This is a genomic window from Streptomyces sp. S.PNR 29, assembly GCF_030386795.1.
In the GTDB taxonomy this organism is placed as follows: domain Bacteria; phylum Actinomycetota; class Actinomycetes; order Streptomycetales; family Streptomycetaceae; genus Streptomyces.
In genome coordinates, this window is sequence record NZ_JANUQM010000009.1 from 198,426 (window position 1) to 211,157 (window position 12,732).

Below are 12,732 nucleotides of genomic sequence, written 5' to 3' on the forward strand. Positions count from 1 at the left end.
GATCACGCGTTGGAACGAACGAGTGCAGCAGCGACCAAAGCTACCGAGGAACGACAGGAGGCGCCGATGAACGTGACGATTCGCCCTGCGGAGAAGCGGGACGTCCCGGCCGTGGCCGAGCTGATCGAGGAGATCGAGCGGTTCTACGGCGCGACCGACACCAGTATCCAGCCGCTGGAGGAACGCCAGACCCAGGTCGAAGAGGCGCTGTTCGGCTCGCCGCCGCTAGCCTCCGCTCTGCTCGTCGAGGATGAGACCGGGGACATCATCGGACTCGCCGCCTACTCGTTCCTCTGGCCGGCCGCCGGCTCCTCGCACTCCCTGTTCCTCAAGGAGCTGTACGTCCGTGGCACGCTCCGACGGCAGGGCATCGGTGCCCGCCTCATGGACGAACTCCGTGCCATCGCCGCGGCGCGCCCCGGGTGCAGCCGCGTGGAATGGATGACCGACAGCGACAACCCGGGGGCACGGGCCTTCTACAAGTCACTCGGGTTCGCCGAGTTCGACGGGAAGATCGTCTACCGGGTCGACTCCGGCACCGCGTAAAGGTGATGCGAGACAGTGAGTGTTTTCAACGTGGCCACTGATCGGGTGACGGGCCAGCGTTCCGCAACGCACAAAACTCGGTGCCGTTGAGGGAGGCTGTCGCGCGCAAGGGTGGGGCTGGCTGGCCTGGCCTACGCGGTGGATCCGGGCTTGTAGCCCTGGAGGAATGCTGGCGCGACCAGTTGTTGCCGCTCCAGCAGGTCCGGCAGCTCCCGTGCGAGCTTGGGGTGGGTCTGCCTCCACTGAGGGGAGTGCGCCACGAACTCCCGGCTGTTGAACACGGTGAACCGGTTAATGGCGGCCACATCCAGGCGGGATACCTCGTCCGGGTCACGGGAAATGATGAGGGCGAGCCTGCTGCCGAGCGGCACTGTGATCCGCCGGAAGTTGGTGAAGCCAATGCCAACGCCGTGATCGAAGAAGCCGGTAGGTATGCCTGGCGGCGGGGTGCCCACGATCCCTGACATGCACAGAGGATTGTCGCTGACGATCAGGCCGCCGCCGCGTGGCCGGTAGCACGCCCAGTACATGCCGCTGGATAGCAGGACCGACACCAGGTGGTTCCACTGGTCCTTGTAGTGGGCGTCCTCGTCGTTGCGTGCCTGCCATGGCCAGATGACCGACCGGGCGATCAGGCCCATCATGCTGGACTGGACTTCTTCCTCGCTCAGGTCGTAGTCGTCGACACCCACGGATTGGTTGACCACGTGCCGTAGGAAGCGGCTGCGCTGCCATTGCAGGGCCAGCAGCCAAGCCAGAGCCTCCCGGGCATGCTCGGACACGGCACGTTCACGGCGTTGCACGAGCTCCTTGACGACAGTGGCGGCCTGCCCCTCGATGTCGCCCATGGCGGCTTCCATAGACGAGTGGTCGGGATCTTGCCCAGGCCGGTAGATCGAATGCCCGTACTTGCGCTGACCTGTTTCTTTCACATTCCTTTGGAAGGCACGTCCGCTGGCCCATTGGTGCACGTACAGCTGTCCGCCTTGTCCGGCGAAGTACTTGAGCAGGAACTGGGGGACGAAGTGGTGTCTCACAGGGTGCGGCGGCATACGGGGGACTGTAGCGATGCTCCTGGCGCTCCTGGCCACCCGGAGCCCGTTCGCCAGTTGTCGGCACAGTGAGCTTTTCAGCGTCGCCTCTCCAGGGTGAGGACGGCTTTGGCGATGACGGTCATGCAGTTGGGGCTGAGGCGGGTTGCGGAAGATCTGCCAGGACTTCAGCCGTGCCATGTCGCGCTCGACAGGAGCTCGGGCCTGGGCGAGGGCGCGGTTGCCGCTCCGCTGGGTGAGAGTGAGTTCCCCGCCGGGCGGACGTCGCAGGCCGGTGGTCACGTGAGGGCCGGCGCTGTACTCACCCGGAGGCGCGATCCTGGTCTCTCCGACACGCACAGGCCCGGCTGGTGCGACCACATGACCGAGGCCAACGTACGACCCCCGCGGTGGTGGATCCCGAATCCTCAACCTGGGCTCTGGGAGCGGTTGAGCGACGCTTCTCCGGCGACCGCCACCGCGGGCAATCCGAGGCGACGGGCCGTGCGGCGGTGCACCGACTGTGAGGCGAACCTCGCGCAGGGCTGACCCCCGTGCTCCAACGCCGCCCTGTTCTCGCTTCGGCGGGCACGGCCGCACCTGCCAACGGCCACGCCCACCGGCGTCAGGATCAGTAGGCGATGACGAGCCGCACGGAGGGCCGGTCGATCACGGCTCCGTCGGCGAGGTCGCTGTCCGGTGTGTCCGCGGGGTAGGCCGTGACGACGGGTTCAGCGGTCCGGGCCGGGCTCCAGGCGCGGATCTGCGCGCAGATCCGCTCGGCGAGATCGGCGCCGGCCGGGCCATAGCCGACGGCTCCCAGCCGGAACCGGGGTTCTGTCTCGGGGTCTTCGGCGGTCCGCTCCAGAGTGAGGTATGCGATGGAGTCCCCCTCAACGAGGGCGGGGCTCAGGGCGGGTGAGGCGGGGCGGTGGAGGCCGGCCTCCACCACTGCAGGCTTCGCAGTGATGCGGCAGGTCGCTCGCTCGGTGGCGCTCAGCTGCAGCCAGACGCCGTCGAACGACTCGACGGGCCCGACCGTCACACCGGTCCAGACGACCGACTTCGGTCGGGTGAGGGCGTCGCGCAGAAGTTCCGGGGCGATGGACTGGTCCTCGTCCCAGTAGAGCCTGACGAGCCGGTCGTCGTCGATGTAATCGTTCCGCTCCCCGTCCTGGCCGATCACCGGGAGGAAGCCGCACATCCTGACGGAGTCGGACCGCATCCGCCCCTCCTCGCGTTGGAAGGCCACGGCCCTGGAGAGCCCGCGCCATCGCAGTGGGACCACGAGGCGTCCGCCGACGGCGAGCTGGTCCCACCAGGCGCCGGGGAGGTCCCACATGCCAACCGTTGCGATCATTCGGTCGTACGGGCTGAACTCCGGGGCGCCGAGGGCACCGTCCCTCGTGACCACGCGAACGTCTTCGTATCCGTTCGCGTCCAGCGTCCGGCGGGCGTAGGCGGTCACGTCGGCGTCGATGTCGCATGTGGTGACCTGGCCGGACTTCCCGGTGAGGTGCTTGAGCAGGGCGGCGTTGTAGCCGGTGCCGGCCCCGATCTCGAAGACGTTGTCGCCTTCGCGGACGGCGAGCTGGACCAGCATGAAGTGCACGACGTCGGGCTGGGAGGCGCAGCTCAGCGGGAGTGCGTCCTCGTCGGGGTTCTCCTTGATCGTCACGCTCTTGTTGGCGTACGCCTCCTCAATGGGCGCGTCTGGGAGGAAGGCGTCGCGGGGTACGGTCCGCATGGCGGTCTCGACGCGTGCGTCGCGGAGGCCGGAAAGGTCCTCTTTCAGGATGGCGTCGACCAGGCGGTTGCGCAGGTCCTCGGGCGAGGCGCCAGTGGTGGTGTTCATCGCGTCCTTTCGGAAGGTGCCCGGCTGTGTGTACGGCAGCGGTAGATCGTTCTCATTTGTTCTGATGTGCGGATGCGGTTCGCGGCGTCACCCTGTCAGGAGCAGGCAGCGGTCCCAGGGGGCGGTGATCGCCGTGTTGACGGGGTCGGTGAGACGGACCAGGTGGATACCTGCCGTGCCGCCCATCAGGCCGGCGCCGTCCGGCAGTCCGTGGTGGTCCAGGTGCTTGTTGAGCCGGACGTTCAGGCCGCGTAGATGCGACGCGAGTTCGTCGTTGAGGGCGTCGGCGGCGGCACGGGAGACGGTCTGTATGAGCCCCGCCCAACCGTGGCAGAGGGAGGCATCGGTGAGCTGGGCGAGCTGCTGGTCGTCGGCCAGACATCCGGCCAGGGCCTGCTCGGCTTGCCGTTGCCGGTCACTGTCGCCGAGGGCGAGGCCGGCGAGTTGCTGAGCGCGGGCGATGCCGGGGGTGCCGTAGCACCAGGACGGGCGTCTCGGTCCTGGGCGCTGGAGTTCGCCGCGTCGGTGTTCGGCTCGGGTGATCAGGTCCGGCCACCAGGCGCGCGAGTCGGTGCCGTTGCGCCACCGGTCGAGCCAGTCGCAGATTCGGGTGATGGCTTGCGTCTGTCCGGGCACCGTGTGGCCGTGTCGCAGGGCCGTGGCCAGCAGCGCCAGCGGTCCGGTGATGCCGTGGGCGAGGCCGAAGTTGCCGTGTCCGCCGGGCCATCGCGGCGTCGGTCGCAGATCGGGGCTGTCTCCCGTCCACCAGCCGGGCAGACGTTGCGCTTCGATGGTGATCGGTTCCGTCAACCGCGCCAAGTAGACGAGGACGTCCCGAAGTTCCGTCTTGTGGCCGCGGTGCAGATGGTACACGCCCAGCCCAGTCAGTCCACTGATGAGATCGTACTCGCCCAGGGTGGGCAACGCGCCGTGATCGATGCGGGCGTGTGCCCGCTGGAGTCGTTGGCGTGTGACGTCGGCGAGGTGTGTGTCCAGGGTCGCCAGGGCGCGAGTGGAGGTGTTCGTGTGCGTGAAGCTGAGGACGTACGCGACGGCCGGGGCGCCCTCGTACAGACCGCATGCTTCGGCGGCGGCCTGGATCGGGCCCTTGAGCATGGCGGCGGCCCATGGCCGGAGCGCGTCCTTCTCGTCTTCGCCGGTGTGGGCCCTGACGGCGTGCAGCAGGGCGACTCCCGCCGCGCCGGAGTACAGCGACTGGCCCCAGCCGGGCCCGGTGGGTGTGGGCGGCGCGTCGTAGTTCATCAGCGGCTCTCCCCCGGCCAGGCGGCCCATGCGACGGCGGACTGACGGGCAAGGCGGCGGCAGATCCTCTCGTCCTCCCGGTCCAGGCCACGCAGGCGGTTGTGGTGCATGTGCAGCAAGGATTCCAGGACGGAGTCGAGGTCCATGCTCTCGGCGAGGCCCTCGCGATACAGCGCCAGGGCCACGGCGCGACGGTGCCACGCTTGGGCGAGCTCTTCGCCCCAGCCCCGGGCATGAGGCGTAGTGCGGCGAACGAGTTCGATGGCCTGGTCGCTGACGCCTCGCTCGACGCGAGCCGGAGGCGCGGGCCGGTTCGCCAGCCACCGCATGCCCTCGTCGGGGCCGAGCAAGCCGCAGGCGATGTCCACCATGCCGACTGTGGCCAGCGCGCGTCCGTCGACGCCGTCGACTCCGGGGCCCTGCAAGGCGACGAGGGCGTAGGCCGAGTCGGCCGTGAACACCGCCTCGGCAGAGCGCAGGGCGGCGCCTGGGCCGTAACGGCCGATCTCGGGGGTGTACGTGTCGAACACGAGCTTGCTGCTGAGCCCCTCGCGGCGCAGCCCGGTGGCCCATCCGGCGACGAGCTCAGTGCAGGCGGCGTACTGTCCGGGGCTGCGGGTGCGGATGCGCAAGCGGAGGTGGTCGAGGTCGTGCGGGGTGCGGTAGCGGACGAACCACCACTCGGGCGTACCTGGGAGTTGGGTCACGAGCCTCGCGAGGTGGGTGCCGATCAGCTCATCGAGCTGTTCGGGGTGGCTGTAGATCTTGGCGTTCAGCCAGGGTGCCTGTACCGCCCCCGGTACGGGCCCGAGGGTGCTGTTGGTGAGCACGGGGAGGAAGCCGGAGAGCGGGCTGGGTATCGGCCGGCGGGTGCTGGTCACCGGCAGGGCGATCTCGTGGACGTGGCCGCCGATCCAGCCGTAGGTCTCCTCGGCCGGCGCCTCCGTCAGCACGGCATGGCCTTCCCGGTCCAGGTGGGTGCGTAGGACGGTGGCGTGGGCGGGCACGTCGAGTTGGAGCCGACGTGTCCGGTCGTCCTCCCGCAGCTCGACGGCACCGTGGCAGTGCCACCGCTTCTGCCACCGGCCGAGGGCATCGGTCCACTCCCGCATGTCCGCGCCGCGGCTTGGAAGGTCGTCGGCGGTCAGGTTCCAGCGACTGGGAGAGAGGATCACGCGCCCGTAGCGGACGCGCGGCAGGAACGGCAGCCGTGCGCCGTGCGGCCCCCAGTCGAAGCTGGTCCAGGCAGGGCCGAAGGAGCGGGTCAGGTGCGCCAGGAACCTGGCCAGGGGCGGGGGTTGCTTGTCCAGGGCCATGGCGTGGAAGACCTGCGGGTCCACCAGGCGACGGCGGGAGATGCTGACCAGGTACAGGCGGGTGTGCGTGGCCGTGACCGCGAGGTCGTCGACGTCGATGACCGTCGGCGCGGTGTTGTCGTCGGGGCCGCGGTGCTCGCCCAACGGGATCACGTGTGGAAGATAAGCGGGGATGCGGGCGACGTTCTCTGTCTGCGAGTAAAGGGGCGGGAAGGAGAGCTGCGCGGTCAACGCGTTCTCGACGCCCGTGGGAACTTGGCGGTAGACCTCGTCGAGTCCCGTGCCGGTGGCGACCGGAGTGAACCGGGAGGTGAGCGTCCCCGCGGCGCGGGCCGGTGTCACCGTGAGCGTGAAGTCCCCGTGCTCCAGGGCGGACAGGCTGTCGGCGTGCAAGCGCGCACACATTTCCACATGGGGCGGTGCCTCCTGCCCGGTCAGCGCCTCGCCGGTCAGGCGGTCGACCAGGTCGTCGGTGAGGACGATCTCTCTGCTGCCGTCGGCCAGTGCCTGCCAGGCCAGGGCCAGCAGCCGCTCGTCACGCTCGGAGACTGTCGGGGGCGGTGCGGTCATACGGCTGCCGGGGTACTCGGCTGGGTAGCCGAGCCCGGACGCCGGGTCGACGAGCTCCTTGACCGGCACGAGCGTGCCGGTGCCGTACCGTTCCCAGAACGCGACCTGGTACTCCTTCCACACGCCCTGGCCCGCCGGTCGGCGCGTGAGCCGCAGTAGGGCGTCGGCAGCCCTCTCCATCTCCTGCGCGACGCTCTCGGGGATCCGTACCTCGGCATCCAGCCGCAGGTCGACGGCCAAGGGGCTTCGGCCCGCGCCTGAGAGCCCACGCAGTCGACCCGTGAGTTCCTCCCGAGCCGGCCCTTGCGCGCTCGCCGGGCGCCGGTTGTGCTCGTGTACGGAGCGTTGCACCGCTTCCAGCTCGTGCAGAACCTGTGCGACCTGCGGCACCGTGCCCGCGTCCGCGCCGTGCAGCCGGTCAATCAGGTGGGACAGCGGATCGGTGTTGGTCATCGGCGCGCGCAAACTGGTGATCAGGAATTTCTCGCGCACCAGCGCGCCGAGCAGTGTGCGGATGTTCTGCGGCTCGGTTCGGGGGAAGGAGGCGGCCAACTGCTCGGCGAGGGCGGTGAAGCGGACCGGCCGACGTGCCAGGTCCTCGATCACGCGGACCGCGCTGGTGCGCCGGATGGTGGCGCCCATCGGTCCGCCATGCGGGACGTGCAGGCGTCCGCCGCGGCGCGCCGCCAGGTTGTTCAGGACGACATCCAGGCGCTCCAGCAGGGCCGGGCACGCCTCCAAGCGGACGATGACGTCGTCCAGCCACTCAGTGTCCACCCGCGCCACGGCCTGGTGTGCGTCTCCCCACCTCACGTGTGGCGTCGAACCCACGCTGGCCGCGGTGACTCCCGCGAAGAGGCCGAACGGGGTCGGTCGCCCGGTGGCGCGCAACAAGTAGCGGACGGTGGCCATGGCGGCGCGCCGGACTTGCTTGGGACGTGCCGGCTGCCCGGCGCAGATCGCGTCGACCCGCGTGGCGAGATCGCCGCTCGCCTGCCGTACGGCGTCGACGAACCGCGCACCGGCCCACACCTGCTTCAGCCACCTGCCGCATGCGTCCGTGTCGGAGGGATCGGGCCACCACCCCGGCAGACTCGTCAGTGGCATCGCGGCGGCTCGGAGCAGCGCCGCGCCCGTGTGCTGGTAGAGCTTTCCATCGTCGCTTCCCATGCCAATGCCTCCGCCATCAGTGCTGTGAACGGGCGGGGTCGGGAGCGGCTGCGCCCCCGACCCCGTGCACAAGCCGCCGTCAGACGGCGCTCGCGCAGGACGAGGCGCAGGAGGCCGCGCACCCGTCACCGGTGCCGCACGCCTTGGGAAGCAGGTCGGCGCCGATCTCCGTGACGATGGTCAGGTCGACGTCGAACGGGTCGGCGGGCGCCCCGGGGGCGGCCGTCGCAACGGACGCCCCGGTGGTGGCCGTCGTGATCGGGCTGAGCATGGTTGCGGTCATCGCACTTCCTCTTCTGTCGGAAGGTTCCGAACGGTTTCGTCGTGCTGCCAGGCCGACGTGTGTCCTCGCACTGCCGCTCATTCCGCGTTACCTCCGGCCAGGTCAGCCGAGACGCCAAGGACCGGTGCCTCGACGAAGAGCCTCGCCGGGGGCAGTCGGCGGCGGTACGCCGTCAGCACGCCGTTCGTCCGCCGTCCGGCGGCGCGCGAAGAGGCGGAGCCGCGGCGTACCGCCGCGGCTCAGGCGTAGCGAGGCTGATCGGTCCAGTGCCAAGCGGAAACGAGAAGCGGCGATGGACGCGGTGGACGAAGAGCGCCTCTGCAGGCGGACGCCAGTACGGCGTCATTGGGTGAAGCTGGCCGATTGCACCGAGCCTTCGGGCCTCGCGCGCAGACATGTACGAGAGTTCCTCGACGGACGTGCCGCGCCGGAGCGGGTCGACGACGCCGTTCTGATCGCCTCGGAGCTCGTGGGCAACGCGCTCAGGCACACAGCCGGCGGACCGGACTGCATGTGCGTGGAGGTCTACCGGAACGTGGCGGTACTGCGGGTCCATGACGCGGGACGGGATGTCTCCAGGGTCCGGGCACGCTCTGCGCAGGAGTCGGTGGATGAGTTGACGGGCAGTGGTCTCGGACTGCTGCTCGTCGGGGAGTTGGCCTCCGCGTGGTCCGTCCGGCCGACCGCGATCGGCAAGGAAGTGGTCGTGGTTCTCGCTTTGGACGCCAGCTGGCTACCCGAGCGCGACGTTCCTCCGCACATCCCAGCGGTACGTCCGCCCCTCACGGCGGAGTTCCACCAACTGGACGGCGGACACGGAGAGTTCGACAGCCGGTAGAGCGCGAAGCCCTGAGACCGTCTCCACAACGGGCGCGGCGGGGCGCCGACGGTTGTTGTACGCGAGGCTCAGGTGCGGCCGGAAAGCGGACGTCGGCTTCTTCGGGGCCAGACCGACGCTGCTCCCTGCCTTGGCCAGCGCGTGGTGCAGCCGGAGCAGGGGTTCCCAGGGTCCGAGGGACAGCCGGACGGCGCCGCGGGAGCCGGCCAGCGGCATGGCGCGTACGGAGAACGCGGAGGGCAGCAGCGCCTCAGCGTCCCGCGCCAGGCTGTCCAGCTGGCCTGAGGTGACGACGCCCGGCGTTCCGACTCGGGCGAGGGTGATGTGCAAGCCGTCCGTCGGCACCGGGTCGAGGCCGAGGGGCGTCAGCTCCTCCTGGCAGTGCTCGGCGAGAGCAGCGAGCCGCTGATCATCCGGGAAGGTCAGCATCCAGTAGTACGCCCGGCTGCCGTCCGACCAGCCGGGGCGTGCCCAGTGGTCGGTCATCTCGTCGAGTGCGCTGAACGCCGCCCAGTCGTGGGCCGCGGTGACCGCCGGGTCGTGCGTGTCGGCGGGGGGCTCGGCGGGGAACGCGGCGGGATCGGCGCTGAGCAGGGGCACCCGACGTACTCCTTCGGCTTCACACTGCCCCGGAGCGCGACGACACCGACGGCGCCTACGACGCGGATGACGCCATGGCCAGGGCCGCTGGCTGCGAGCTCCAGGTCCGGAACTCGTCGCCATAATCGCGTACCGCCGGGTGATCACGCCACGGCCCGGCCTGCTCATGCAGGTCACGGGAGCGTTGGTGGACGGAGCTGATCGGTGTCTCTTCGCACAACCGCAGGGCCTCACGGCCCAGCGCCATCGCGTGGTCGATGTGGGGCGTGCGCTGCTGCAGCAGCGCGGTGGCGACGTCGAGGCGTACGAGCGAACGGCTCCAGGAGGAGGTCGAGTGCTCCACCAGATCGTCGATGTGCTCGGCGTCGCGCAGGACCTGGGCCGTGTTGCGCAGCGACACGTGTGACGTGACGGCGTTGGCCAGCGTCCTGGCCCGTCCGTACGGCTCGAAGGAGATGCAGGAGGTCAGCCCGACGGGCACCTCGTGGAGGTCGGAGAGGCGGAGTGCCTGTCCGATGGCCTGCTCGACGGCACGCCGGTCGCCGGTCTTGCCGAGGGCCCGGGCCCGGCCGTTGGCGAGCAGGCGGATGGACTGGGCGTGGCGCGGGGCTCGCTCGACGGCCGCGGCGGCGCATGCGTCCGCCTCGTCGTACCGGCCGGCGTAGTAGAGGCTGAAGGAGAGGGTGCCGCACGCCCAGAGGTCGGTGTCCAGGTCGCCGATCTCACGGCTGAGATCCCGGGCTTCGGTGCAGTACGCCTCTGAGAGCGTGAAGTCGCCCGTGTTGACCGCCATGTAGCCGAGCAGGCCGGAGGCGCGGGCGGCGAGGCGGAAGAGCTCCCGGCGCGTGCGTGGGGGCTGGCGGCCGTCGAGGAGGGTGTGGGCGAACTGCCGCACCTGGCGGGCCTGGGGGCGGAGGACGTACGGCCCGTCCTGTTCGTACCGGCTGGCGATGCCCTCCAGGGAGGAGTCGAGGAACGCGAGCGTCGCGTCGTCGGCGTTGCTAGCCGTGAGCTGCCGGGTGCGGGTGACGATGTCCAGTGGGTTCTCGTCGCCCTCGCGTGGCGGAGGCGCACTCGTCGCCTGCCGGCCCGTGCTCGACTCCTCGTCGCGGTCGTGCGCGGAGTCGCCGTCGTACGCCGTGGAGAACAGCTCGGACACGGGTCTGCCCAGCATGTGCTCCAGAACCCGGCAGGCGTCAGGACGGGGCAGAGTCAGCAACTCCCCGCCGTACCAGCGGTCGAACTGACGTGGAGAGACCTGGATGGACGCCAGGCGGGGGTCTCGGTCGAGCTCTGCCAGCCGGGCGGCGGCCCGCTCGTACTGGGCGGCGAAAGCCTCGTGCGTCGTCAGGTGCCGTTGCTGGAGCAGCTGCCGGAGCAGCGTTGTCCGTGGCATGGCCCACCCTCCTGGTACGGCGTGCAGGACCGACGCGAAGGCGCGTGCCGGTAGCGAGGTCGTGGCCTGCTCGCCAGTCGGTCGGCTGCGACGCACGCCCGTACCAACGCGCGCCGCGACTCCTGACAGCATGCCGACGCAACCACCAACTAGGCAATATGTCTGGTGAAGTTGACCCGTATGGGTTGTAGAGGTGTCGCCGGTACGGAGAGACTTCCGGCATGGCCTTGAAGAGAAGCCTGGTCCCGCAGTCGGTGTACCGGCGACAGCTCGCGGCACGGCTGAAGGAACTGCGTGACGCGACCGGGCTCACCCTCACCGAGGTCGCCGACCAACTGGAGGTCAACCAGGGGTCGCTGAGCCGGATCGAGAACGGCGAACGCGGCACAACGCCGGTCCTCGTCCGGGCACTGCTGGACCTGTACGGCGTCAAAGACGAGGACCGGCGCGCCGACGTGCTCGACCTCGTGCGAGCGGACAAGGAGCAGCAGAAGCCCTGGTGGCGGAAGTACTCGACAGTGCTCACTCCGACCCGCTACGACGGGTACCTCGCGCTGGAGGCCGGCGCGACGCACCTCGCCAGCTACCAGCCGATGCTCGTGCCGGGGCTGCTCCAGACCGAGGACTACGCGCGTGCCGTGATCTCCCAGATGAGGAAGGACCTGTCCCCGCCGCAGGTCGAGTCCCTGGTCAGGGTCCGCATGGAGCGGCAGAACAGCCGCTTGGGTGGTGAGGCCCCCGCCAGACTCTGGGCGATCCTCGACGAAGCCGTGCTGCGCAGGACGGTCGGCTCCGCCGAAGTGATGCGCGACCAGATGCGAAAGCTGGTGGAGGCGAGCGAGCGGTCGAACGTCACCGTGCAGCTCCTGCCGTTCTCACTCGGCGCGCATCCCGGGCTGTACGGCCCGTTCGTCATTCTGACCTTCCCGCCCCCCACGCCGGACCTGGTGTGGCTGGAGAATCCCAAGAACTCCGTGTACCTCGAGTCCCCAGAGGATGTGGAGAACTACACGGACATCTTTGACCAGTTGAGGAGCACCGCCCTCGACCCGGCGGAGACCCGCGCCCGCATCGCACGCATCAGCAAGGAGCTCGAAGAGTGAGCACGCCCCGCATGGCTGCCCCGCACGATGTCACGACAACTCCGTACGACGTCGATCTCGCGCACGCGCGGTGGCGGAAGAGCTCGTACAGCGGGGGTGCGAACGACTGCGTGGAAGTTGCTGCACTGGTCGACCGCGCCGCAGTCCGCGATTCCAAGGACATCAGCCGTGGGCCGTTGTTCTTCTCGAAGGCGGCGATGCGCGCGCTGGTCAGTGGGATCGCCCGCGGGTCAGTCAGTGAGCGTTGGAGCTGAAAAGAGGGCTGAGGCGCGAGGACATCCCAGGCAGAGCTGGCTCCACACGGCCTTCGCCCGGCGGGCGCTGTCGGCCTGACGCAGCTGCGGAGCCAAAGCAGCCCGCGTTCGCTTCGAGCCCTCACAATTCGCCGCGGTGCCCTATGGGCAGTCAGGCTGCCGGCGACCGCACCCTCGAGCGCGGCCCGCAGCGAAGGCCGCGCCCGGTACCGGCTCGCCGCAGTGGCGGTGAGCACGGTGGGCGAAGCGGATACGACCATGGCGGGGCCGGCCATAGTGGGGCCGCCTACGTCCGCGAGAAGCAGGTCGGCGGTGTCGATCAGCTGGCGGATCGTCGGGTCATGGTGTGACCTCCTCCGGCTTACGCACCGTCTGCGCTACGGCCTCAATGTCGTTCACGAACCGGTGGGGTCCGGCACCGACGTGCCCGACGGATGGACGCCCTCCTGACACCGGCGGATGAGGTCCACCGCCCCAGGGCCGCAGCGCCTGCGGATCTCGCGGTAG

Annotated in this window: 11 protein-coding genes and 1 pseudogene; 4 read left to right on the top strand and 8 right to left on the bottom strand. The window is 69.7% G+C overall.

Going from position 1 to position 12,732, the window contains the following annotated elements:
- The first annotated feature begins 66 nt into the window (after window positions 1-66).
- Entirely contained in the window at window positions 67-546 is a 480-nt protein-coding gene (gene haaN, locus NW895_RS24390; RefSeq protein ID WP_289938039.1) for a cyclophane-containing RiPP N-acetyltransferase HaaN, read from the top strand.
- A 131-nt stretch (window positions 547-677) separates the two neighbouring features.
- Here the strand turns inward: haaN and NW895_RS24395 are convergent, their stop codons facing one another.
- The 6 genes and pseudogenes from NW895_RS24395 to fxlA form a co-directional block, all read right to left on the bottom strand.
- The gene (locus NW895_RS24395) at window positions 678-1,598 is read right to left on the bottom strand and encodes a DUF4238 domain-containing protein (RefSeq protein WP_289938041.1); all 921 of its coding nucleotides are present in this window, start codon (window positions 1,596-1,598) and stop codon (window positions 678-680) included.
- Between the two features lie 77 nt (window positions 1,599-1,675).
- Window positions 1,676-1,880 (bottom strand): annotated as a pseudogene (locus NW895_RS24400) (transposase family protein); the annotation flags it as partial.
- A 328-nt stretch (window positions 1,881-2,208) separates the two neighbouring features.
- Entirely contained in the window at window positions 2,209-3,432 is a 1,224-nt protein-coding gene (fxlM, locus tag NW895_RS24405) for a methyltransferase, FxLD system (RefSeq protein ID WP_289938043.1), read from the bottom strand.
- Between the two features lie 87 nt (window positions 3,433-3,519).
- Window positions 3,520-4,695 (bottom strand): lanthionine synthetase C family protein, encoded by a 1,176-nt coding sequence (locus NW895_RS24410; protein WP_289938045.1) that lies wholly within the window; start codon window positions 4,693-4,695, stop codon window positions 3,520-3,522.
- Window positions 4,695-7,751 carry a lantibiotic dehydratase gene (locus tag NW895_RS24415; RefSeq protein WP_289938047.1) on the bottom strand — a complete coding sequence of 1,019 codons (3,057 nt, stop codon included), beginning with the start codon at window positions 7,749-7,751 and terminating at the stop codon, window positions 4,695-4,697. The genes NW895_RS24410 and NW895_RS24415 overlap by 1 nt, the downstream gene beginning before the upstream one ends.
- 79 nt (window positions 7,752-7,830) lie before the next feature.
- Window positions 7,831-8,034, bottom strand: a complete 204-nt coding sequence (gene fxlA / locus NW895_RS24420; protein ID WP_193500765.1) for an FxLD family lanthipeptide — start codon at window positions 8,032-8,034, stop codon at window positions 7,831-7,833.
- A gap of 292 nt (window positions 8,035-8,326) precedes the next feature.
- Between fxlA and NW895_RS41250 the strand changes: the two genes are divergently transcribed.
- Window positions 8,327-8,872 (top strand): ATP-binding protein, encoded by a 546-nt coding sequence (locus tag NW895_RS41250; protein WP_354670105.1) that lies wholly within the window; start codon window positions 8,327-8,329, stop codon window positions 8,870-8,872.
- On the opposite strand, the gene NW895_RS24425 is transcribed toward NW895_RS41250, so the two are convergent.
- Together NW895_RS24425 and NW895_RS24430 are read right to left on the bottom strand one after the other, a co-directional pair.
- Complete coding sequence (locus tag NW895_RS24425; RefSeq protein ID WP_289938053.1) at window positions 8,768-9,472, bottom strand: 2'-5' RNA ligase family protein; 705 nt, start codon at window positions 9,470-9,472, stop codon at window positions 8,768-8,770. The two genes, NW895_RS41250 and NW895_RS24425, sit on opposite strands and share 105 nt — an antisense overlap.
- A 55-nt stretch (window positions 9,473-9,527) precedes the next feature.
- The gene (locus tag NW895_RS24430; protein WP_289938055.1) at window positions 9,528-10,868 is read right to left on the bottom strand and encodes a hypothetical protein; all 1,341 of its coding nucleotides are present in this window, start codon (window positions 10,866-10,868) and stop codon (window positions 9,528-9,530) included.
- A 221-nt stretch (window positions 10,869-11,089) separates the two neighbouring features.
- Between NW895_RS24430 and NW895_RS24435 the strand changes: the two genes are divergently transcribed.
- Window positions 11,090-11,971 (top strand): helix-turn-helix transcriptional regulator, encoded by an 882-nt coding sequence (locus tag NW895_RS24435; protein WP_289938058.1) that lies wholly within the window; start codon window positions 11,090-11,092, stop codon window positions 11,969-11,971.
- Complete coding sequence (locus NW895_RS24440; protein ID WP_338677609.1) at window positions 11,968-12,225, top strand: DUF397 domain-containing protein; 258 nt, start codon at window positions 11,968-11,970, stop codon at window positions 12,223-12,225. Before NW895_RS24435 ends, NW895_RS24440 begins: the two co-directional genes overlap by 4 nt.
- Window positions 12,226-12,732 lie beyond the last annotated feature (507 nt).

Excerpts from the sequence above, each read along its gene's own strand:
- haaN (WP_289938039.1), top strand. The coding sequence starts at position 67 with ATGAACGTGACGATTCGCCCTGCGGAGAAGCGGGACGTCCCGGCCGTG.
- NW895_RS24395 (WP_289938041.1), bottom strand. The coding sequence starts at position 1,598 with ATGCCGCCGCACCCTGTGAGACACCACTTCGTCCCCCAGTTCCTGCTC.
- fxlM (WP_289938043.1), bottom strand. The coding sequence starts at position 3,432 with ATGAACACCACCACTGGCGCCTCGCCCGAGGACCTGCGCAACCGCCTG.
- NW895_RS24410 (WP_289938045.1), bottom strand. The coding sequence starts at position 4,695 with ATGAACTACGACGCGCCGCCCACACCCACCGGGCCCGGCTGGGGCCAG.
- NW895_RS24415 (WP_289938047.1), bottom strand. The coding sequence starts at position 7,751 with ATGGGAAGCGACGATGGAAAGCTCTACCAGCACACGGGCGCGGCGCTG.
- fxlA (WP_193500765.1), bottom strand. The coding sequence starts at position 8,034 with ATGACCGCAACCATGCTCAGCCCGATCACGACGGCCACCACCGGGGCG.
- NW895_RS41250 (WP_354670105.1), top strand. The coding sequence starts at position 8,327 with ATGGACGCGGTGGACGAAGAGCGCCTCTGCAGGCGGACGCCAGTACGG.
- NW895_RS24430 (WP_289938055.1), bottom strand. The coding sequence starts at position 10,868 with ATGCCACGGACAACGCTGCTCCGGCAGCTGCTCCAGCAACGGCACCTG.
- NW895_RS24435 (WP_289938058.1), top strand. The coding sequence starts at position 11,090 with ATGGCCTTGAAGAGAAGCCTGGTCCCGCAGTCGGTGTACCGGCGACAG.